Origin of the sequence: Streptomyces durhamensis (assembly GCF_000725475.1) — a bacterium.
Taxonomy (GTDB): domain Bacteria; phylum Actinomycetota; class Actinomycetes; order Streptomycetales; family Streptomycetaceae; genus Streptomyces; species Streptomyces filipinensis.
The window spans coordinates 100,384-122,131 of the sequence record NZ_KL647046.1; the positions used below are offsets into that span (position 1 = coordinate 100,384).

19 protein-coding genes are annotated in these 21,748 nt (G+C 72.4%); 5 read left to right on the plus strand and 14 right to left on the minus strand.

What is annotated here, in order from left to right; all coding sequences use genetic code 11:
* Window positions 1-199: 199 nt before the first annotated feature.
* The 3 genes from IO33_RS0142945 to IO33_RS0142955 all read right to left on the minus strand — a co-directional run bounded on the left by IO33_RS0142945 (window position 200) and on the right by IO33_RS0142955 (window position 3,265).
* Window positions 200-1,243 carry a sugar-binding transcriptional regulator gene (locus tag IO33_RS0142945; RefSeq protein WP_031174473.1) on the minus strand — a complete coding sequence of 348 codons (1,044 nt, stop codon included), beginning with the start codon at window positions 1,241-1,243 and terminating at the stop codon, window positions 200-202.
* A gap of 90 nt (window positions 1,244-1,333) precedes the next feature.
* Window positions 1,334-2,020, minus strand: coding sequence for a ribulose-phosphate 3-epimerase (rpe, locus tag IO33_RS0142950; protein ID WP_031174474.1), 687 nt, complete (start codon window positions 2,018-2,020; stop codon window positions 1,334-1,336).
* Window positions 2,021-2,179: 159 nt separating this feature from the next.
* Window positions 2,180-3,265, minus strand: a complete 1,086-nt coding sequence (locus tag IO33_RS0142955; RefSeq protein ID WP_157858101.1) for a hypothetical protein — start codon at window positions 3,263-3,265, stop codon at window positions 2,180-2,182.
* Between the two features lie 149 nt (window positions 3,266-3,414).
* Here IO33_RS0142955 and IO33_RS0142960 point away from each other — a divergent pair, with 149 nt between their 5' ends.
* The 4 genes from IO33_RS0142960 to IO33_RS46475 are packed head-to-tail and all read left to right on the plus strand — an operon-like array spanning window position 3,415 to window position 9,338.
* A complete protein-coding gene (locus IO33_RS0142960; protein WP_157858102.1) occupies window positions 3,415-4,659 on the plus strand; it encodes a toll/interleukin-1 receptor domain-containing protein in 1,245 nt (414 codons plus the stop codon).
* Between the two features lie 16 nt (window positions 4,660-4,675).
* Window positions 4,676-5,632: an AAA family ATPase gene (locus IO33_RS0142965; protein WP_051927320.1), complete on the plus strand. Its 957-nt coding sequence runs from the start codon at window positions 4,676-4,678 to the stop codon at window positions 5,630-5,632.
* Window positions 5,632-6,606, plus strand: coding sequence for a hypothetical protein (locus IO33_RS45580; protein WP_051927321.1), 975 nt, complete (start codon window positions 5,632-5,634; stop codon window positions 6,604-6,606). Before IO33_RS0142965 ends, IO33_RS45580 begins: the two co-directional genes overlap by 1 nt.
* Window positions 6,603-9,338: a lipase family protein gene (locus IO33_RS46475; protein WP_157858103.1), complete on the plus strand. Its 2,736-nt coding sequence runs from the start codon at window positions 6,603-6,605 to the stop codon at window positions 9,336-9,338. Before IO33_RS45580 ends, IO33_RS46475 begins: the two co-directional genes overlap by 4 nt.
* A gap of 20 nt (window positions 9,339-9,358) precedes the next feature.
* Here the strand turns inward: IO33_RS46475 and IO33_RS0142980 are convergent, their stop codons facing one another.
* Together IO33_RS0142980 and fmt are read right to left on the minus strand one after the other, a co-directional pair.
* On the minus strand, window positions 9,359-10,786 hold the full coding sequence (locus IO33_RS0142980) for an RsmB/NOP family class I SAM-dependent RNA methyltransferase (RefSeq protein WP_031174480.1): 1,428 nt from the start codon (window positions 10,784-10,786) through the stop codon (window positions 9,359-9,361).
* 80 nt (window positions 10,787-10,866) lie between these two features.
* On the minus strand, window positions 10,867-11,799 hold the full coding sequence (fmt, locus tag IO33_RS0142985; RefSeq protein WP_031174481.1) for a methionyl-tRNA formyltransferase: 933 nt from the start codon (window positions 11,797-11,799) through the stop codon (window positions 10,867-10,869).
* Between the two features lie 261 nt (window positions 11,800-12,060).
* Here fmt and IO33_RS0142990 point away from each other — a divergent pair, with 261 nt between their 5' ends.
* Window positions 12,061-12,594, plus strand: coding sequence for a hypothetical protein (locus IO33_RS0142990; protein ID WP_031174482.1), 534 nt, complete (start codon window positions 12,061-12,063; stop codon window positions 12,592-12,594).
* 201 nt (window positions 12,595-12,795) lie between these two features.
* Here IO33_RS0142990 and IO33_RS0142995 read toward each other — a convergent pair whose 3' ends face one another.
* From IO33_RS0142995 to IO33_RS0143040, 9 genes are all read right to left on the minus strand, one after another.
* Window positions 12,796-14,955 carry a primosomal protein N' gene (locus IO33_RS0142995; RefSeq protein WP_031174483.1) on the minus strand — a complete coding sequence of 720 codons (2,160 nt, stop codon included), beginning with the start codon at window positions 14,953-14,955 and terminating at the stop codon, window positions 12,796-12,798.
* 208 nt (window positions 14,956-15,163) lie between these two features.
* Window positions 15,164-16,372, minus strand: coding sequence for a methionine adenosyltransferase (gene metK / locus IO33_RS0143000; protein ID WP_031174484.1), 1,209 nt, complete (start codon window positions 16,370-16,372; stop codon window positions 15,164-15,166).
* A gap of 250 nt (window positions 16,373-16,622) precedes the next feature.
* A complete protein-coding gene (gene coaBC / locus IO33_RS0143010; protein WP_031174485.1) occupies window positions 16,623-17,825 on the minus strand; it encodes a bifunctional phosphopantothenoylcysteine decarboxylase/phosphopantothenate--cysteine ligase CoaBC in 1,203 nt (400 codons plus the stop codon).
* Between the two features lie 115 nt (window positions 17,826-17,940).
* The gene (gene rpoZ, locus IO33_RS0143015) at window positions 17,941-18,213 is read right to left on the minus strand and encodes a DNA-directed RNA polymerase subunit omega (protein ID WP_003982715.1); all 273 of its coding nucleotides are present in this window, start codon (window positions 18,211-18,213) and stop codon (window positions 17,941-17,943) included.
* A 38-nt stretch (window positions 18,214-18,251) separates the two neighbouring features.
* Complete coding sequence (gene gmk, locus IO33_RS0143020) at window positions 18,252-18,896, minus strand: guanylate kinase (RefSeq protein WP_466447637.1); 645 nt, start codon at window positions 18,894-18,896, stop codon at window positions 18,252-18,254.
* The gene (locus tag IO33_RS0143025) at window positions 18,871-19,194 is read right to left on the minus strand and encodes an integration host factor (RefSeq protein WP_003977346.1); all 324 of its coding nucleotides are present in this window, start codon (window positions 19,192-19,194) and stop codon (window positions 18,871-18,873) included. The genes gmk and IO33_RS0143025 overlap by 26 nt, the downstream gene beginning before the upstream one ends.
* A 301-nt stretch (window positions 19,195-19,495) precedes the next feature.
* A complete protein-coding gene (gene pyrF, locus IO33_RS0143030; RefSeq protein WP_031174487.1) occupies window positions 19,496-20,341 on the minus strand; it encodes an orotidine-5'-phosphate decarboxylase in 846 nt (281 codons plus the stop codon).
* Window positions 20,338-21,444: a quinone-dependent dihydroorotate dehydrogenase gene (locus IO33_RS0143035; protein ID WP_031174488.1), complete on the minus strand. Its 1,107-nt coding sequence runs from the start codon at window positions 21,442-21,444 to the stop codon at window positions 20,338-20,340. The genes pyrF and IO33_RS0143035 overlap by 4 nt, the downstream gene beginning before the upstream one ends.
* A 90-nt stretch (window positions 21,445-21,534) precedes the next feature.
* On the minus strand, window positions 21,535-21,748 hold a 214-nt coding region (locus tag IO33_RS0143040), incomplete at its 5' end, for a hypothetical protein (RefSeq protein WP_031174489.1).

Below are 21,748 nucleotides of genomic sequence, written 5' to 3' on the forward strand. Positions count from 1 at the left end.
TAACGGCCCAGCCAGCCCTCGGCCCAGCCGCCCAGCCGCTGGACGACAGAGCGGCCGCCGGGAAGTCGGACCGGCGCCGCTACGTCGGCCCGCCACCGGACGGTGGCGGGCCGGCGGACGTCGCCCGGCGTGGACCGTGTCGACGCGGCTCACCGGGCCCGAGCGTCACGGCGCCGCCGCGGAACCCGCTGCGCGGCCCTCAGGCCCCGTCGGGGTCCGAGCGGCTGAGCGCGGGCTTCGGGGCCGGGCCGGCCGTCATCAGGTAGTCCGCGGCGGAGGTGTCCGTGACCAGACTGGTGACCAGCCCGGACCGCAGCACCGCGTCGATCGCGGACGCCTTGCGCTGCCCGCCGGCGATCGCCACGACCTCCGGGATACGGCGCAGCTGGTCGGCCTTGACCGTGATGCACCGCTCCCCCAGGTCACGCCCGATCCGGCGCCCCTCGGCGTCGAAGAGGTGCGCGGCCATCTCGGCGGCGACCCCGAGCGAGGCGTAGTGGGCGCGCTCCTCGTCGCTGAGCATGTCGTGCACGGTCGAGATGCCCGGCTCCCAGGAGCCGATGGAGACACAGGCGACCGTGACCTTGTCGAAGTACTCGAAGGCCCGGGCGAGCCCGGTCTGGCTGCGCAGCGCCACCGCGGTGGCCGCGTCCGGCAGCAGCATCGGCGCGTAGATGGGGTGGGCGTCGCCGCCCGACACCTGGGCCGCGCGGCGTACGGCCTCGACCGAGCCGCGCTCCGAGGTGCCGGCGTCGTACACACCCGTCAGCTGCACGACCGTGCAGGGCGGCAGCCGGTCGAGCGCCGCCGCCATGTGAATGGTGGACCGGCCCCAGGCCAGCCCGAGCACGTCCCCCTCGTTGACGAGCTCGCCGAGCAGGTCGGCGGCGACCTCGCCGAGGTTCTCGGGGTCGGGGGTCTCCTCGGCCTCGGCCGGGGACTCGACCACGACGGCGTGCCTCAGGCCGTAGCGGGCGCGGAGCGCGTCGGAGCGCTCGGCGTCCAGCTCGGCCGGGACACGGATCTCGATGCGCACGAGATCCCGTTCGAGAGCCGTCTCCAGGACCCGTGCCACCTTGAAGCGGCTGACGCCGAACTCCTCCGCGATCTGGATCTTGGACTTGCCCTCGAGGTAGAAGCGGCGGGCCATGGCCGCCGCCTGCACCAGCTCAGCGGGTCCCATCCGCATGGCTGACCGGCCCGCCGACATACCCGACACGGCGATCTCCTCACTGCTGTTCACACTCTGGATTCGCCGTTCATCCTTGCAGATTCGGGGCGACTGATCCGCCCTGAAGGGCGCCGTTCACTTAACCGTTCATGTACCTGTGGCTCAGTGGTCGCATGCCCAGGACGCTTTGGCGGTGGCCGCCGCCGCCTGTGCGCGCAGTGCGTGGACCGCATCCGCCGGGTCCTTCGCCCCGTACACGGCCGAGCCGGCCACGAACACGTCCGCTCCCGCGTCCGCGCACCGCTCGATGGTCGAGGCCGAGACACCGCCGTCCACCTGGAGCCACAGCTGCAGGCCGTGCTTGCTGATCAGCTCACGGGTGCGGCGGATCTTGGGCAGCATGATGTCGAGGAAGGCCTGGCCGCCGAAGCCGGGCTCGACCGTCATGATCAGCAGCATGTCGAGTTCCGGCAGGAGGTCCTCGAACGGCTCGATCGGTGTCGCGGGCTTGAGCGCCATGGACGCGCGGGCGCCCTTGGCACGGATCTCCCGGGCGAGCCGGACGGGGGCGGCGGCGGCCTCCACGTGGAAGGTGACGGAGGACGCGCCCGCCTCGACGTACTGGGGCGCCCAGCGATCGGGGTCCTCGATCATCAGGTGGCAGTCCAGCGGGGTGTCCGTCGCACGGGCCAGGGACTCCACGACCGGCACGCCGAGCGTGAGGTTCGGGACGAAGTGGTTGTCCATGACGTCGACATGGAGCCAGTCGGCGCCTTGGACCGCCTTGGCCTCCTCCGCGAGGCGGGCGAAGTCGGCGGACAGGATGCTGGGGTTGATCTGCACGGCCATGCCCCAAGCCTGCCATGTCCGGAGCACTGATGTTCGCGCCGGTCCACAGGCCGGGCCTTCGACCGATGCCCGCCCGGCCTGGTGTCCATGCCGCCGGGGTCGTGCGGCCGAGCGATCACCTGCCCGGCTCCACGGGCCCGGGAGCACCGGAGCGCGGGGTCAGCCACCGGCAGAGGTCCCGGGCGGCGGATCCAGCGACGGCGGCGTGCCGCCGTTGCGCAGCCGCTCGTACACCAGGTCGAAAGTGAAACCCGAACTGAAACCGAGGGGGATCACGAAGAAGAGCAGTCTGCGGACGTCGAGCTGGTCCAGGAGACCCGGGAGCGCGAGGAGCTGGGAGGCCACGTACAGAAAGACGGAGACGAGCCCCGCGCCCAGCCCTCGGACGGCCGCGAGCAGTCCGCGGGCGTTCTCCTCGAAGGAGTTGCGAATGATCGCTCCGCCCATGGACGCCAGCAGCGGCGCGCTCACCAGGGTCGCCAGGGAACGGCCGTCGGCGGGACCGGGGTCCCCGGCCAGCACCAGGGCCACGAGCGAGGCGAGCACGAAGAGAACGGCCACGCCGAGTCCGAGTCTCTCCCGCACCACCCGCCGGTGCAGCCCTTCCTCCTCCCGTCGCCGGGCTGCCAGGCGCCGGTCCCGCTGCCGCAACAGGCAGGCCGTCAGGTCGGCGGCCGACGTCTCGGTCCAGTCGCCGCCCAGGAGGGAGATGTCCTCGTCGAGGGTGTCGTTGCGCACCTTGTCCAGGTTGGCCCACACCAGGCTGGCACCGCCGCCGAACGCGGCCACGGGCAGCACCGGGATCCGCTGCGACATCGCCACCACGCCGGCGGCACGGGTGGACTGTCCGCCACCGATCAGCATCACGCCGTCACAGGACAGGAGCGTGCGGTAGAAGGAGACCTCCCACTCGGTGCTGCTGTCCCTGACCGTCCTCAGTTCGGCGGGGCTTCCCTCGGGAAGCGCGAACCCGAGGTCGCGCTGCCGGGGAACGTGCGCGAAGACGACGCCGGACCGCCCCTCACCGCCGGGCGCCGCATAGCCCTCGACCACATGGGGTTCGGCATAGTGCGGCTTGCTGGAGAAGACAGCCAGATCGCAGCCCGCCCTCGCCAGTTCGCCGCCCAGCGCGCGGCAGGCCGCGCGTGCGCCGTCCGCCGCCTTGATCGGTGGGGTGATGCGGCTGTCGGGCTCGATACTGCCGACCACCGCTATGAGCGGTCTGCTGCGCGGCTGCGATGTCATCGGCTCGGGAGCCTAGCGAACCGGCACCCCGACCGCCCCCGTTTTCATGATGAACCGTCAAAAGCCGTGTTCCGATTGACTGCAGGAGCCGGGAGCTGGGAATCTCGTCGCACCAGGGGGACAAGCGGGGTGGTCGGCGTTCGATGGTGATGGCCTTCATCAGCCACAGCTCACGAGGGGACGCGAACGCCAACGCGGTCCGCCAGGCCGTCCAGGCCGCCCTCGAGAAGAACGGCTGGACCGTCAAGGTCGACATGGACGCGCTGCAGCCGGGGGACGACTGGCGGTCCGTTCTCTACCACTGGGTGGCCGAATGCGATGCGGCGGTGATCCTGCTCAGCTCCGCCGCCATGAAGTCGACCTGGGTGCGCAGGGAGGCGAACTTCCTTCTCTGGCGCCGGGCCCTCGGCTCGCCGGTCACCCTGATTCCCGTCCTGCTGGAGGACATGGCGCCGGCCGACGTCCGAAGGTCGGAGCTGTCGCAGCTCTCCGCACTGCAGCTCCTGGTCCAGCGTCCCGGCAAGCGAGGCGGGACCCCGACGAGAATCGCCTCGCGGGTCGTCGGCCTGCTCCCGCAGATCCCCGACCTCGTCCGGGACAGCGCCGAGCTGTCGCGGATGAGGAACTGGACCGAGGACATCATCTGCTACCTGAACGGCGTCCCCGAGGACCCCCTGCACGCCGCGGCTCGGCTGCTCACCGCGAACGACGACCGGCACTTCCCGACGGCGCACGAAGGGCGCCGCTGCGTCGCCCACCAGCTCCTCGGCCACCGGAACGGCGAACTGGTCCACGAGGCGCTGACCCGCCTCGTCGGGAAGATCAGGACGGCCGACCTGCCGCGGCTCGGGCGATTGCTCCGGCCCGTGTGGATCGACGCCGAGGCGGCCAGGTGGCTGCTGCCCTCCAACGGCCGCGTGATCGCGGCGCTGAACACCGCGCGCCCGGCCACCGCGGGGCAGTACATAGACCGGGCGGCCTGCTGCTCGTACAGCCACTGGTTCGAGACGGTGAGCCTCGTGGCCGGGGAGGGTCAGCAGGAGGAGTTCATGGCCGCGTGCGAGGACGCCATCAGGCGGCTCGCCCACCTGGGCGAGGACGATCCCCTCGACGACGTGGAGCCCTTCGCGAACGAGGTCGTGTATCTCGTCATCGACCCGCAGAGCGTGCCCCTGGACGACGTGGGAGTCCTGGTCACCGTCCTCGGTGACCGGTTCCCCTGGCTGAACATCGTGGTTCTCACCGGCCACCCGTCGCGGGACCACGTATGGGCCGCCGACCTGGGTCTGGACTGGCTGAAGGTGTTGCGGCCCGCCATGAGGGCGAAGGACGAGTCCGAGGCGGAACGGGCGGCGAAGGCCATGGAGAGTCTCATGAGGAGGGCCGGAGCATGACGAGGGAGTCCGCACTGTGACGACAGGCCCCATCGACGGCATGGCCGGTCCGGACGCGCGCGACGGAAGGACGTACGTCCCGTCGGAACAGCTGCGTCTGGCCGTCAAGGTGGCTCTCGCCACCGGGAGGCCGCTCCTGCTGCGCGGCGAACCGGGCACGGGGAAGTCCTCCTTCGCGTCCTACGCGGCGTACCGGCGCAACTGGCGGTACTACGAGCACGTCGTCACCTCCCGCACCGAGGCACGGGATCTGCTGTGGACCTTCGACCTGGTGCGTCGTCTCGCGGATGCCCAGGCCCATCGCCTGGCGGAGGACGACCGCGCGTACGTCGAGCCCGGCGTGCTGTGGTGGGCTCTGGCCCCGCGGTCCGCCATGCTCCGGGGCCACGCGCGGAACCTCGTCGAACGGGTGGCTCACGATCCCCGGATGCCCACGGGCCACCGCCGGCCGCCCGGGCAAGGAGCCGTCGTCCTCATCGACGAGATCGACAAGGCGGACCCGGACGTACCCAACGGCCTGCTGTCCCCGCTGGGCTGCCGTTCCTTCGTCGTGAGCGAGACGGGCGACGCGATCCACGTCGAACGCGGGCACGCCGCCACCCGGCCGTCCGGCTCCCCACTCATCGTGGTGACGACGAACGAGGAACGGGAACTTCCGACGGCGTTCCTGCGCCGCTGCCTCACCGTGACACTGCCGGCGCCGGACGCGCCACAGCTGGTGGACATCGCCCGCCGCCATCTGAAGGTGTCCGCGGGTGAGGTGTCCGCCGACGCCCTGGAACTGGCTGACGAACTGGCGCGGACGGTGCTCGTGCTGCGCGCCGAAGCACACGCGGCAGGTGTGCGGGCCCCCAGTACCGCCGAATACCTCGACGCGCTGCACGCGTGCCTGCGCCTGCGCATCACCCCTCGGAGCAAGGAGTGGACGTGGCTGAAGGAAATGGCCTTGATCAAGGACCCGGGTATGGACTGATGCCGCGTTCCTCGCAGGTGTGGCTGGGCGATCTCGTGCGCGCCCTGGCATCGCACCCCCACCGCTCCGCCACCGGGGACATCGCACGGCTCCTCGGTCTTCTCGGTGATCCGGCCGACGCCGTGGAGCCCGAGGAGGATCCGCTCGCGGACGCGGCCGGGGACACCTGGAGCGCCGCGTTCGACGCCGAGTGGCCGGCGTCCGCCGCGGCGGGGCACGACAGCCCACCGCGGGAGGGACATCCGCGAGCCGCGCTGCCCGCCCTCGTCCCGGTGGCCCGGAACGCACCGGCCGGGCCCGACTGGACGGCGGTGCCATCCCTGCCGGAGGTGCCCCCACAGGCGGCGGCCTCCCCGCCTGACCCGGAGCCGTTGTTCCCGGCACGGTCCGCCCGGGCCATCCTGCAGACCACGCTGACCATGCCGGACGGCCGGAGCGGACCCGTACGGGTCGACGCCCTGGTGAAGGCCTGTGCGCAGGGAAAGCCATGTGCGCGTCTGCCACGGACCCCGCGTCCGACCCTGCGGTTCGGCGTGCAGGTGCTGATGGATCTCGGGGAGGGCATGCGGCCCTTCCTGAGGGACCAGAGGCGGCTGCTGAACGACATACGGGCGCTGATGGGGCCCGACCTCGTCGGTGTCCGCTATTTCTCCGACTCACCGCTGCGCGGCGCCGGCCCGGGACAACGGCGTCATTGGGGGCCCTACCGTCCGCCGTCCCGGGGGACCCGCGTCCTCATCGTGTCCGACCTGGGGATCGGCGGTGATCCGCTCGATCCGCGACGCGCCTCGGCCGCCGAGTGGTCGCGGCTGACGCACCTCGTCAGGCGAGCGGGCTGTGCCCCGGTCGCGCTCGTCCCCTATCCGAAGCACCGCGTCCCGCACCGGCTGCGTTCGCGGGTGCCGGTCATCCCCTGGTCCGAACGGACCACGGTCAACACGGTCGCCGCCGCGCTCGCCGCGGAGCGCCGGTGACGAGCCGGCCGTCTCCCGGTCTGCGGCGGGCCCTGGAGAGCACGTCGCCAGGGCTGCCACGTCCGCTGTACGACATGGCGTCGGTGCTGAGCGTCGCGGTCCGTATCGAGCCCGAGTTGGTCAGAACCGTCCGAAGGAGCCTGTTCCCCTGGCTGGACGTGGACGCGGAGGCGGACTTCTGGTTCAGCGACCTGGTCGTCTCGCGGGGTACGAAGGGCGTCCTCCTCGAACCGCAGGCGCGGCGCAACCTGCATGCCCATCTGGCCCAGCTGCTGGCGGCCCGGCCGCCGGCCGACCGCCTGCACACCGCATGGTCCTGCATCGACCGTGTGCACGCCCACCTGTCCCCGGCGCTGCGGCTGGAGGAGCACCTCACCTGGCTGGCCCTGTCGGGCCGCCCGGACGAGATCGACGCCGCGCTCGCCCCCGCCCTCAAGGCGGTGATCGTCCAGGAACGCGGAGGTGTGGCCAAGTGGTTCGCCTCGGCCTGGGACCGCCTGCCCCCGGCCGCCCAGCAGACGCCCGCCGCCTGGAAGCTGGCCCATGTGGCCCTGGACCGTCGCCCGTCGACGGTGACTCCGCTCGTCCCCCCACCCGCCATGGCAGCCTCCGATCTCTACGACGTGGTGCATCTGCTGCAGGACGTGGACATCGGTGTACGCAGGACCGCGGAGCGCCTTGAGGTCGGCGACCTGCGCGCCGGGACCGACGGGTACTCCATCGCCGTACCCGACACCTCACCGAGGCTCCTGACCCTCGTGGCCCCCTCCGGCACCGCCGACCAGCACCTTGTCATCGACCCCGGCGCGGTGGTCAGCCGTCCGGTGGGCCCACAGCCGCTTCGCCTGCGCACGGCACGCGGCGTCGAGTACGAGCTCTTCGCCCCGCGGGGCGGTCGTCGGCTGTTCCTCGCGATCGGCACGTGGGCGGACTCGGGCCCCGGCGCACGCGAGCACTCCGACGTGCAGCGCCTGGCGGCCGTCCTGCGGGACTCGGGGTACGAGACGCGCATGGCGGATGACCTGTTGGGCCTGCGGAACCTGCGGAGCCTCCTGGAAAGTCTGTCGTCCCTCGTCGTCCTGATCAGCGGTCACGCGTTTCGGCAAACCGCCGACGGACAGAAGTTCGTGACCCTGGACGGCTCGGACGGCCAGGTCCCCACCGCCCGTTCGACGGGTCGCGGCCGGTCGATCGTCCTAGACGAACTGCGCGCGCGCTTCAGCCCCGCGTCCGCGGAGCGGGGCCTGCTGCTCCTGGACCTGCGTGACACCCCCGGCGGCGACGCGCCCGAAATCGCCCGGCCGACCGCGGAAGGACACAGTGAATGGCGTGGTGTGATCGTCGCTCACCATGCGCCGGAGAGCGACCGTGTCCCGTCCCTGGCCGGACAGCTCTGCGCGCTCCTCAGCGACGGCCCGTCCTCGCCAGGGCTCGTCGGCTGGGCCCCGGACCAGGAGTACATCACCGGTGAGGAGCTGTTCCAGGCGCTCCGCTCAGATGACGCGAGCACCCGCTCGGGCCGGTGGAGCGCCCAGTTCACGGCCGGACAGCCCGTGGCACTCTTCCGGAACCCTCTGTTCCGCCCCACGGTACGACCGCCTGCCGCTGCGGAACCGTCCCGGCCCGCACCCGGTCGGCGGGCGGACCTCCCGGCGGTGACGGACCTGGTGGTGGTCCTGCCGACCTTCATGGGCAGCACGTTGCGGCGCGGAGACGAACCGGTCTGGGACTTCAGTTCCCGAACCGCCTTGCGCTGGGGAACCCGGCCCGATCGATCCCTGCGCGCTCTCTCGCTCGCCCCGGGCATCGGCGACGGGCCGGCCGACGACGGGATCGTGCCGGTGCGCCTGCAGCCCACGGCGCAGTTGCTGCCCGGCCTGGTCACCCTGTCCACGGGGTACGACAGACTGCTCGCCCGTCTTCGCCATCTCGGCTGTCGTGACGTCTCCGCCGATCGCGCCTCGCCGCCGGGGAACCTCCTGCCGATCGCCTACGACTGGAGGCTGTCCCACCGATGGGTCGGGAGGTGGCTGGGCACGCTCGTGGAGCCGGCGCTGGAGCGCTGGCGTGCCCAGGGCGGCCCCTACGACGACGCGAAGGTCGTCTTCGTCTGCCACGGGACGGGCGGTCTTCCCGCGCGCTGGTACGTCTCGGTGCTCGGCGGGGCCGCCATCACCCGGCGCGTGATCACGATCGGCACTCCCCTGCGGGGCGTTCCCAAGATGGTGCGCCAGATGGTCCACGGCAGCGGACCGCGCGTGTTCGGGGAGCGCATCGGCTCCCTCCTGCGCACGTTGCCGGCCGCGTACCAGGTACTGCCCCAGTACGCGTGCGTGGAGCGCGGCGAAGAGCTGTTCCGCATCGACGAGGTGTCCCTTCCCCCGCTCGACCCCGCGCGGGTGCGGGACGGCATGCTCTTCACCGAAGAGCTCCTGGTGGCCGAGTCCTCCTCCGCCGACGACCGGCCCAGCGAGCGGCGCATCATCGGCACAGGTCAGCCCACCCCCACGACCATCCGGATCACGGACGGCGTGGTCACCCTGCTCGACACGTACCAGGGAGAGGACTTCTCCGGCGACTCGACGGTGCCGTTGCTCAGCACCCTCCGCCCAGGGGAATCCCTCCCCCCGCTCTTCCGCGTTCAGGCTCGGAGCGACAACCTCCACGCCCACCCGCACGTACTGGACACCGTCGCTGCGGCGATCACCGCCCGCTCCCCGTCCATCCGCTGACCGCGCAGGCCGGCGCCGGGTCAGCCGGTGCGCCGGATGAGCGCCAGGTACATCGCGTCGGTCCCGTGCAGATGCGGCCACAGCTGTACGTCCGGGCCCTCGCCGAGCGCCGGCACACCCGGCAGCAGCGGACGGGCGTCGATCAGCTCGGCCCCCGGGAGCTGCTTGAGGACGTCGGAGACGACCGCGCGGGTCTCGGCGAGATGCGGCGAGCAGGTGGCGTAGCCGACGACTCCGCCGACACGCACCGAGTCGAGCGCGGTGCGCAGCAGGGCGCGCTGGAGGGGCGCGAAGTTGTCCAGGTCCTCCGGGCGCCGCCGCCAGCGGGCCTCGGGGCGTCGGCGCAGCGCGCCGAGCCCGGTGCAGGGCACGTCCATCAGCACACGGTCGAAGGTGCCGGGCCGCCACGGCGGCCGGGTGCCGTCGGCGGCGATGACCTGGTAGGGCCCCGGGTTGCCGGCCAGCGCCTTGGCGACCAGGCCCGCCCGGTGCGGCTGCTTCTCGGAGGCGAGGAGCGTGGCGCCCCGCTCGGCGGCGAGCGCGGCCAGCAGCGCGGCCTTGCCGCCGGGACCGGCGCACCCGTCCAGCCATCTGCTGTCGGAGCCCTCGACCGGCGCGTTGGCGAGCGCGAGCGCGACCAGCTGACTGCCCTCGTCCTGCACCCCGGCCCGGCCCTCGCGCACGGCCTCCACGGCGCCCGGCTCACCGCCCTCGGCGAGCCGCACGGCGTACGGCGACCAGCGCCCCGGTACGGCGGCCTCCTCGCGCAGCAGCTCCTCGGCGGTGGCCCGCCCCGGCCGCGCGACGAGCGTCACCTCGGGCCGTTCGTTGTCGGCCTCCAGCAGGTCCTCGATGCCGGCGCGGCCACCGCCGAGCGAGTCCCAGAGCGCGGAGACCACCCACCGGGGATGCGAGTGCACGACGGCGAGGTGGTCCTCGGGGTCCTCGTCGTAGGGGGGCGCGACCTTCTCCAGCCACCCGTCGAGATCGTGCTGGGCGACCTTGCGCAGCACGGCGTTGACGAACTTGGCCCGCCCGTCGCCGAGCACGACGCGCGCCAGCTCCACGGAGGCGGACACGGCGGCGTGCGTCGGAATGCGGGTGCCGAGCAGTTGGTGCACACCGAGGCTGAGCACGTCGAGGACCGGCGGGTCGACCTCACGCAACGGCCGGTCGACACAGGCGGAGATCACCGCGTCGTACGTGCCCTGGCGCCGCAGCGTGCCGTACACCAGCTCGGTGGCGAGGGCGGCGTCCCGCGCGTCGAACTTCTCCGGTCCCTCCTTCTCGCGCGCCTTGCGCAGCAGCGGGGGCAGCACGAGGTTGGCGTACGCGTCCCGCTCGTCGACCGCGCGCAGCGCCTCGAAGGCCAGGATGCGGACGGGGTCCTTCTGGGGACGGCGATAGGGCTTGGCAGGCTTGCGCGGCCGCCGGGACTGCTCGCTCACGAAAAAGGTGCTCCGGATGTGAAAGAGGAGGGTGCGGTGTCCAGCGTACGTCGGGACACCGTCACCACCGCCGCCCGGGCTCAGCCGCCGAGCGTCTCGCCCTCGGCGATGCGCACGCCGCGTGCCCAGTCGGCGGCGCGCATCGGCTTCTTGCCCTGCGCCTGCACCCAGAGCAGCTCGACGGCGTACGAACCGGTGCCCACGTGCACGCTGTTCTTGCCGACCGCCATCCGCCCCGGCGCGAGGTCGGTGCGCTCGGGCACGGGCGTGACGTGGATGAGTTTGAGCCGCTCGCCGCGGAAGGTGGTCCAGGCGCCGGGCGCCGGGGTGCAGCCGCGCACGACCCGGTCGACGCGCAGCGCGGGCGTGGCCCAGTCGACCTGGGCGTCCTCGACGGTGATCTTCGGTGCGGCGGTGATGCCCTCGGCCGGCTGCGGTACGGCCTTCAGGGTGCCGTCCTCGATGCCGTCCATGGTCGCGGCGAGCAGTCCGGCACCGGCGAAGGCGAGCCGGGTGAGCAGGTCGCCGCTGGTGTCGGTGGGCCGGATCTCCTCGGTGACGGTGCCGTACACCGGCCCCGAGTCGAGCCCCTCCTCGATGAGGAAGGTGGAGGCGCCGGTGATCTCGTCGCCCGCCATGAGGGCGTGCTGCACCGGCGCCGCCCCACGCCAGGCGGGCAGCAGCGAGAAGTGCAGGTTGACCCAGCCGTGGGCCGGGATGTCGAGGGCGACCCTGGGCAGCAGGGCGCCGTAGGCGACGACCGGGCAGCAGTCCGGGGCGATCTCCTTCAGCCGCTCCAGGAACTCCGGGTCGCGCGGCCTGAGGGGCTTCAGCACCTCGATCCCGGCCTCCTCCGCGCGCTGGGCCACGGGTGACGCGACCAGCCTGCGCCCGCGCCCGGCCGGCGCGTCGGGCCGCGTGACGACGGCGGCCACCTCGTGCCGCCCGGAGGCGATCAGGGCGTCCAGAGCGGGAACGGCGACCTCGGGGGTACCGGCGAAGACAAGCTTCATGGGCGGGATCGGGCCTCTCGGGCGGGGGTCGACGGGCAGCGCACCAGTCTATGACCACCGGCGGCGGGACGGGTCATGCCCACGGACGCACGCACCTGGCACCGCAGGCGGGCGCGCGAGCCACCGCCCGGCGTATGCATATGCCCGTACGCCCCCACCCCGTGACCAGCGGAGCGCACACGCGTTGGTCAAGAGAGAGTTGACCACCCAGGGCCTTTTCGTGGCCCGATTCCTTTCAACGCCGGTTCGAGAGGCTTGTTCATGGCCGACCACGCAACCCACGACGCCCAGGCCCGGGCCAGCCTGCACTTGCTGGTGCGGGACATCGAGCGGGTCCGCCGGCAGGTGGACGCGCTGCGCACGCTCACCGCCCAGCTGGGCAACGTCTACCGCCCGCGCCGCTCCGGCCCGTCCACGGGCTTCGTCGTCTACGGACGCGCTCCCGCCCCGACGGTGCGCCTCGCCCAGGAACTCCGGGACAGCGTCGAAACCCTGGTCACGGCCGCCGTGGACTTCGACCGCTCGCTCGGCTTCTCGTGGGACGCTGTGGGCTCCGCGCTCGGTGTCACCAAGCAGGCGGTGCACCGCCGTTACGGCGCCCGCCGCGCCGCGACCCAGGCGGCCGCCGAGGCCGAGCGGAGCACGGAGCCGTCCGGTACCCGCACGCTCAGCGTCAACACCGGCCTGCCCACGGTCCCCGCGGCCCGCTCGATGCCCCAGCAGCCGACCGCCGGCAGCCAGACCCTGCGCGACGACGCCCGCTCGACGGCTTTCCCCGGTCCGCGCAACGGCTGACGGTCCTGTCCCCGCCCTCCCGGGAGCGTCCGGGAGGGCTGACGCACCTGCGCGGGAGCGCACGGACACCGAGGAAGCGGCACGGAACAGTCGGCCTTTCCTCGTGCGAAGTCCGCCGGCCTCCCCCTCACCCGAAGTCCGCCGGAAGTCCCCCACCTGATAGCCACCGGACCCCCCACCCGATGTCCACCGGACTTCCCCTCACCCGATGTCCACCGGATCGATCCGCACCCGCACCGGCTCCTCGCTCCCCCGGGCCATGCGCGCGGCCTGAGCGGTCTTCAGCGTGGAAGCCAGCGCGGCCCCACTGCCCGGCGGTACGCGGACCAGGGCCCGGTCCCAGTGCTCGCCCGGCGGCGGCGCTCCGGGCCTGCGGGGCCGGCCGGGCGGCGTGGCCGGCATCGGCACCGGGCCCAGCACCTCGGCGTCCGGCGGTAGTTCGACCGAGCCCAGGAAATCGGCGACGGCCGCGGGCGGCCCCGACACCGCCGCCATCCGCGACACCGGCGGGAAGCCCAGCTCGGCCCGCTCGGCCAGCTCCCGCACCGCATGCCCGACGGGGTCCCAGCGCACCAGCGCCTGCACGGGACGCAGCGTCGGCTCGGCCACCACGACCACCGTGCCGCCCTCGCTCTGCGGCCGCACCAGCGCTCCCGCCGCGAGCCACCGGCGCAGCGCGTCCTCACCGGCCCGCAGGTCGGGCCGGACGAGCATGGCCCAGCCGTCGAGCAGGAGGGCGGCCGCGTAGCCGCCCTCGGCGACCGGTTCGGCCCCCGGGGTGCTGACGACCAGCGCGGGGGTGCCCGGCACCGTGTCCAGCACGTGCTCCCGCCCCGAGGTGCGCACCGGGACGGCGGGAAAGGCGCGCCCCAGTTCCTCGGCCGTCCGCCGCGCCCCCACGACCTGGGCGCGCAGCCGGAAGCCGCCGCACTCCGGACAGTGCCACGCGCTCTCCTCTCGTCCGCACCAGCCGCACCCCAGAACTCCCGCGTCCTGTCCCTGGAGCGGTCCCGCGCAGTGCCGGCACCGGGCGGGCGCCCGGCACCGGTCGCAGGCCATGCGGGGGGCGTAGCCGCGCCGGGGGACCTGCACCAGCACCGGGCCGTGCCGCAGCCCCTCGCGGGCCGCCTGCCAGGCGAGGGTCGGCAGCCGGGCGGCACGCGCGGCCTCGTCGCGGGCGAGGTCCTCGTCCCCGACCGTCCGGACCAGCGGCGCGGCCCGGCGCACCTGGTCCCGTCCGGCGACCAGCGGCCGGGCCCAGCCGCTCTGCACGAGCTGTGCGGCCTCCACGGTGCAGGCGACTCCGCCCAGCAGGAAGGCGCACTTGTCCAGCGCGGCGCGCAACAGCAGCACGTCGCGCGCGTGCGGCTGCGGGGCGTGCTGCTCGCTGTGGCTGTCGTCGCCGTCGTCCCAGAGGGCGACGAGTCCCAGGTCCTGCACGGGCGCGAACATCGCCGCCCGCGTCCCGACCACGGCCCGTACGGAGCCCCGGCGTATGGCGAGCCACTGGCCGTACCGCTTCTCGGGCCCGGCGTCGGCGGTGAGCAGCGCGTGCCGGCCTTCGCCGAGCAGCGCGGTGAGCGCGGCGTCGACCCGGGCGGCGGCCCGCCCGTCCGGTACGACGACGAGGGCGCCGCGTCCCGAGGCGAGGGTGGCGGCGACGGCGACGGCGATCTCCTCGCTCCACAGCGGACCCGGCAGCGCGTTCCAGACAGCCCGCGGCGATCCGCCGGAGGCCAGCGCCTCGACGAACGCTCCCCCGTGCTCGTACCGCCGCCAGGAGGCCGCCTCGGGCGCCTTCGGCGGTGGCAGCGGCGCGGGCGACGGTCGCTGTTCGGCTCGCGCGCTGCGCGGCGGCACGGCCAGCTGGAGCACGTCGGCGAGGCTTCCGGCGTACCGGTCGGCCACGGCCCGGGCGAGTGCGAGCAGTTCCTCGCCGAGCACCGGCTCCGGTGACACGACCTGGGCCAGCGCGGCCAGCGGCCCCGAGTAGTCGGACTCGGCCCGGCGCTCGACGAGGAACCCGTCGATGAGTCCGCCGCCCTCGCGGCGTCCCTCGCGCACCCGGCCGCGCCCGGCGCCGAACCGCACCCGCACCCGCACGCCGGGCTGGGCCTGCTCGTCCAGTTCCTCGGGCACCGCGTAGTCGAAGTACCGGTCGAGGTGCAGCACACCCTTGTCGACCAGGACCCGGGCGACGGGCAGCTCCTTGGCGAGCGCGGCCCCCCGCCAGGTCCGCGGTTTGGCCCGGGGTGTCCGGGCCTTGCGCACACTCTCCCGGATGAGCGCGAGCTGCTCCGGCGGCGCCCCTTCGGCCCCGCCGTCCCCCTCTGCCCGGGGCACCCCGTTCTCGCTGCTCACCCTTGCATTCTTACCAAACGGCACTGACAACCGGCGTCGGCCCGGGATCCGGATCGGTGGCGGCTCGGATTCGCCGTGGATACGGCCCGGCCGGACCCGCCGGCCGGTTCGGCATCGCCCGGGCTCCCCGCCGGGACCGCCCCGGACACGCCGAGGCCCGGCCCCCAGTGACGGGGAGACCGGGCCTCGGCGAGAAGAGCGGGCGGCCTTAGAGGCCCACGGCCTTGCGCAGGGCGTCCACGCGGTCGGTGCGCTCCCAGGTGAAGTCGGGAAGCTCGCGGCCGAAGTGGCCGTAGGCCGCCGTCTGGGCGTAGATCGGGCGGAGCAGGTCCAGGTCGCGGATGATCGCGGCCGGACGCAGGTCGAAGACCTCGTCGATCGCCTTCTCGATCTTCTCGGTCTCGACCTTGTGGGTGCCGAAGGTCTCCACGAACAGACCGACCGGCTCGGCCTTGCCGATCGCGTAGGCCACCTGGACCTCGCAGCGGGAGGCCAGGCCGGCCGCCACCACGTTCTTGGCGACCCAGCGCATCGCGTACGCGGCCGAGCGGTCCACCTTGGACGGGTCCTTGCCGGAGAAGGCGCCGCCGCCGTGCCGGGCCATGCCGCCGTAGGTGTCGATGATGATCTTGCGGCCGGTCAGGCCGGCGTCGCCCATCGGGCCGCCGATCTCGAAACGGCCGGTCGGGTTGACCAGCAGGCGGTAGCCCTCGGTGTCGATCTTGATGCCGTCGTCCAGGAGCGCCTTCAGCTCCGGCTCCACGACGAACTCGCGGATGTCGGGGGCGAGCAGCGACTCCAGGTCGATGTCGCTCGCGTGCTGGGAGGAGACGACGACCGTGTCGAGGCGTACGGCCTTGTCGCCGTCGTACTCGATGGTGACCTGCGTCTTGCCGTCCGGGCGCAGGTAGGGGATGGTGCCGTTCTTGCGGACCTCCGACAGGCGCTTCGACAGGCGGTGCGCCAGGAAGATCGGCAGCGGCATCAGCGTCGGCGTCTCGTCGGACGCGTAGCCGAACATCAGGCCCTGGTCGCCCGCGCCCTGCCGGTCCAGTTCGTCCTCGTCGCCCTCGACCCGGGACTCGTAGGCCGTGTCGACACCCTGGGCGATGTCCGGGGACTGCGCGCCGATCGACACCGACACGCCGCAGGAGGCGCCGTCGAAGCCCTTCTTGGAGGAGTCGTAGCCGATCTCCAGGATCTTGCCACGGACCAGGGTCGCGATGTCCGCGTAGGCCTTGGTCGTCACCTCGCCGGCCACGTGCACCAGGCCGGTGGTGATCAGCGTCTCGACGGCGACCCGGGAGGACGGGTCCTCGCGCAGGAGCGCGTCGAGAATGGTGTCGCTGATCTGGTCAGCGATCTTGTCGGGGTGACCCTCGGTCACGGACTCCGAGGTGAACAGGCGACGGGACACAACGCTCCCTGTGGTTGCAGCGGCTGCTGGCTGATCATTTGCGGCGACGCGCGGGGCTGCGCCCGGCGTCGACCGTGAACAGTTTATCGGTCGCACTCGGCCGATGGGCCACCGTCTCGCCTCTCGGGAGCGCTGTGACCTGCGGCACGGGCATTCTGCACAATGCCGGGCGGCGTTGGCCAGGTGCCGCCTCCCCTGATTTGATCGGTCCCCGAGCGCCCCGTCAACCGGGCACCCGGGGCCCCGTACGTCACCCCAGCCGCTGTATCACCAGGTCCCAGACGATGTCGGCCAGGGCCTCCTTGGGGCCGTGCGGCACCGGTGTCTCGCTGCCGTCGGTGCCCAGCACCACGGCCTCGTTCTCCTCGGAACCGAAGGTCTTGCGCTCCCCGACCTCGTTGACCACGAGCAGGTCGCACCCCTTGCGCGCGAGCTTGGTGCGCCCGTTGGCGAGGACGTCGTCGGTCTCGGCGGCGAAGCCGACGATCACCTGTCCGGACCGCGCCCGGTCGGCCGAAACCTCCGCGAGAATGTCTGGATTCCGCACCAGGACGATCGGGTCGGGGTCCTGGCCGTCCTTCTTCTTGATCTTTCCGGTGGCGTAGACCTCCGGCCGGAAGTCGGCGACGGCGGCGGCCATGACGACCGCGTCGGCGTCCGCGGCCGCCTTCAGGACGGCCTCACGCAGCTGGACGGCCGTGCCGACCGGTACGACGTCCACGCCGGCCGGATCGGGCAGGCCGGTGTTGGCCGCGACCAGGGTGACCCGGGCACCGCGGGCGGCGGCGGTGCGTGCGAGGGCGTAGCCCTGCTTGCCGGAGGAGCGGTTGCCGAGGAAGCGGACCGGGTCGAGGGGCTCGCGGGTGCCGCCGGCGGAGACGACGACATGCCTGCCCTTGAGGTCCGGCTCGGCGGCGCCCCGGGACAGCACGCGGCGACAGACCTCGAAGATCTCCGCCGGGTCGGGCAGCCGGCCCTTGCCGGTGTCGACGCCGGTGAGCCGGCCGACGGCGGGCTCGATGACGACGGCGCCGCGGCGGCGGAGCGTGGCCACGTTCTCCTGGGTGGCCGGGTGCTCCCACATCTCGGTGTGCATGGCGGGCGCGAAGACGACCGGGCAGCGGGCGGTCAGGAGCGTGTTGGTGAGCAGGTCGTCGGCGAGGCCGTGGGCGGCCTTGGCGAGCATGTCGGCCGTGGCGGGCGCGACGACCACCAGGTCGGCGTGCTGGCCGATGCGGACGTGCGGTACCTCGTCGACGTGGTCCCAGACCTCCGTCGAGACCGGGTTGCCGGACAGGGCGGACCAGGTCGCGGCGCCGACGAAGTGCAGCGCGGAGGCGGTGGGCACCACGCGGACGTCGTGGCCCGACTCCGTGAGCCTTCTCAGCAGCTCACAGGCCTTGTAGGCGGCGATGCCGCCGCTGACCCCCAGAACGACCCTCGGCTTGTCCACCGTCTCTCCCCGGACTCGAAAACCTGGCACACCCATGAGACACCACAGGCCCGGCAGTCGCGCTGCCGGGCCTGTGGACAAGTCAATCGCAGTCACAAAGTACTGCCGCGCAGGACTACTGAGCGGGGCCCTCGACGGCCTCGGACGTCAGCAGACCGGCGTTGATCTCGCGCAGGGCGATCGAGAGCGGCTTCTCGTGGACGTGCGTGTCGACGAGCGGACCGACGTACTCGAGCAGGCCCTCGCCGAGCTGCGAGTAGTACGCGTTGATCTGGCGGGCACGCTTGGCCGCGTAGATCACGAGGCTGTACTTAGAGTCGGTGGCTTCAAGCAACTCGTCGATCGGCGGGTTGATGATGCCCTCGGGCGCGGTGATGGAAGAGGACACGCTCTACCTTCCGAAGGAGGGGAAAAGATCAGACACGATCACACAACGTCCATCAAGGCTAGCAGCTCGCGCGCCACGTCCTCGACGGAGGTGTTGACCAAGGTCGTATCGAACTCCGGCTCGGCCGCCAGCTCGGTCCTGGCCGCCTCCAGACGGCGCTCGATGACCTCGGGCGGCTCGGTGCCGCGGCCGGTCAGCCTGCGCACCAGCTCCTCCCAGGAGGGAGGAGCCAGGAACACCAGCTGAGCGTCCGACATGGACTCCCGGACCTGCCGGGCGCCCTGGAGGTCGATCTCCAGCAGGACCGGCTCGCCGTTCTCCAGCCGCTCCAGCACGGCTGCGCGGGGCGTGCCGTACCGGTTGCCGGCGAACTCGGCCCACTCCAGCAGCTCGCCGTTGGCGATCAGCTTGTCCATCTCCTCGTCGGTGACGAAGAAGTAGTGGACTCCGTGCTGCTCACCGGGGCGCGGCTTGCGGGTGGTGGCCGACACCGAGAGCCAGACCTCGGGGTGTTCCTTGCGCATATGGGCGACGACCGTGCTCTTGCCGACCCCCGAGGGGCCGGAGAGCACGGTCAGCCGCGGACGTTCGCTCATGCAGCGATTATTCCAGCAATCCCGGAGTGCCCGGGACTCCCGGTCCGGTGCAGTGCCGGACTCAGGAGCCGGTGCTGCCGAACTCACGCTCCAGGGAAGCGATCTGGTTGGATCCGAGACCGCGCACGCGGCGGCTCTCGGAGATACCCAGACGCTCCATGATCTGCTTGGCGCGGACCTTGCCCACGCCGGGCAGCGACTCGAGCAGTGCGGAGACCTTCATCTTGCCGATGACGTCGTTCTCCTGGCCCTGCTTGATGACCTCGTGCAGGGAGGCGCCGGAGTGCTTGAGTCGATTCTTGACCTCGGCCCGCTCCCGGCGAGCCGCGGCGGCCTTTTCGAGCGCGGCTGCGCGCTGTTCGGGGGTAAGGGGCGGAAGAGCCACGCCTACGTCACCTCGGATGTCGAACTGTCGGATACGGACCGGTGAGGAACCTAGTCGCCCCACACCTGGGGAGCTACGAGCAACACGCTTCGCCCGTTCTCCCCCACTACCTAATGGGTGTGGGGGTGCCCCCACAGCTCGGAGACTAGCGGTCAAGTCCGCCAGAGTCAGCGAGAACAGCGGAAAAGTCCTGGTCAGCCTCCGCCAGGTCGGACATTTCAGACATAATGCCCTCGATTTGAGGATGTATTCACACTCAAGTCACCGGGTCACCGCTTGCCGGGGGCGCACATCGGAGGACTCAGGCGCCCCCGACAGCGGCCCGGATCTCCTCCGCGAACCGCTCGGCGGACGCGCGCAGCGCCCCCACGTCGGGACCCTGCCGCAGCACACCCCGGCTGACGTTCGGCACGACGTTGCGCAGGGCCGGCCCGAACACCTTCGGAAGGTCGGCCGGCGTCGCGCCCTGCGCGCCCACGCCGGGCGCGAGCAGCGGGCCGTTGATGGCGAGGTCGTACGACGACAGGTCACCGACCGTGGCACCGACGACGGCACCGAAGGAGCCCAGCGGCTCCTCCCCCGCGTTCTCGGCGGCCAGGTGGGCCAGCATGGTCGCGCCCACGGTGCGGCCGTCGCCACGGACCGCGTGCTGGACCTCCGGGCCCTCCGGGTTCGAGGTCAGCGCCAGCACGAACAGCCCGGCGCCGCTCTCCCGGGCCAGCACGACAGCCGGGCTCAGCGAGCCGTAGCCCAGGTACGGCGAGACGGTCAGGGCGTCGGAGAACAGCGGGGCGTCCTTGTGCAGGTAGGCCTCGGCGTACCCGGCCATGGTCGAGCCGATGTCGCCGCGCTTGGCGTCCATCACGACGAGGGTGCCGGCCGCCCGCGCCTCCTGGACGACCTTCTCCAGGACTGCGACACCGCGCGAGCCGAAGCGCTCGAAGAAGGCGCTCTGCGGCTTCATCACGGCGACCCGGTCGGCCACCGCCTCGACGACCGTGCGGCTGAACCGCTCCAGCCCGGCCACGTCGTCGTTCAGCCCCCACTCGGCGAGCAGGGAGGCGTGCGGGTCGATACCGACGCACAGCGGGCCGCGCTCGTCCATGGCGCGGCGCAGGCGGGCGCCGAAGGGCTCGTACGAGGTCATGCGGGCTTCCTCACGTCGGCGCCGACCGCGTCGGCGAGGGTGGCGTACGGGCTGGTGCGCAGGCGGGCGGCGAGGCCCTTGTGGATCGCGCGGGACCAGAAGGGGCCCTCGTAGATGAAGGCGCTGTAGCCCTGGACCAGCGTGGCACCGGCCAGGATGCGCTGCCAGGCGTCCTCGGCGGTCTCGATGCCGCCGACACCCACGAGGGTGATCCGGTCGCCCACGCGCGCGTACAGGCGGCGCAGGACCTCCAGGGAGCGCGCCTTGAGCGGGGCGCCGGACAGGCCGCCGGTCTCCTTCACCAGCGACTGCGAGGACGTCAGCCCGAGGCCCTCGCGCGCGATGGTCGTGTTGGTCGCGATGATCCCGTCCAGACCCAGCTCCACCGCCAGGTCGGCGACGGCGTCGATGTCCTCGTCGGCGAGGTCCGGGGCGATCTTCACCAGCAGCGGGACGCGCCGGTTGGCCACCGTGCGGTCGGCGGCCTCGCGCACGGCGGTCAGCAGCGGGCGCAGCGCCTCGGTGGCCTGCAGATTGCGCAGGCCGGGGGTGTTGGGCGAGGAGACGTTCACGACCAGGTAGTCCGCGTACGACGCCAGGCGCTCGGCCGACTTCACGTAGTCGCCGACGGCCTCCGCCTCCGGCACGACCTTGGTCTTGCCGATGTTGACGCCCACGACCGTCCTGAACACCGGCTCACGGGTCGCGAGACGGGCCGCCACGGCCAGCGAGCCGTCGTTGTTGAAGCCCATGCGGTTGATCAGCGCACGGTCCTCGACGAGGCGGAACAGCCGCTTCTTGGGGTTGCCGGACTGCGGCTCGCCGGTGACCGTGCCGATCTCGACGTGGTCGAAGCCCAGCATCGACATGCCGTCGATCGCGACGGCGTTCTTGTCGAAGCCGGCGGCGAGCCCGAAGGGGCCGTGCATGCGCAGCCCGAAGGCCTCCGTGCGCAGCTCCTTGTAGCGGGGCGCCAGGGCGGCGGCGACGAGGGTGCGCAGCACGGGGATGCGGACGGCGAGGCGGATCCAGCGGAAGGCCAGGTAGTGGGCCTTCTCCGGGTCCATCCGCCGGAACACCAGACGGAAGAAGAGCTCGTACATCTCGGAAAGTCCTCAGGGGTCCTCATGAAGACCTCGGGGTCCTCATGAAGAGGGGGACACCGTTTCCGGTGTCCCCCTCGGGGCTGGCTGCTAGTCGCGGGCCGCGGTCAGGTGTTCGGCGTGTTCCTGCAGGGAGCGGACGCCGACGTCGCCGTGGTTGAGGGCGTCGATGCCCTGGACGGCCGCGGCCGCGGTCCGGATGTCGTAACCGTCCAGACGGCCACCGGTGCCGTAGGGGGTGTTGACGATGAGGTCGACCTCGCCGTCGTGGATGAGCTGGACGATGGTCCGCTCCCCGTTCGGG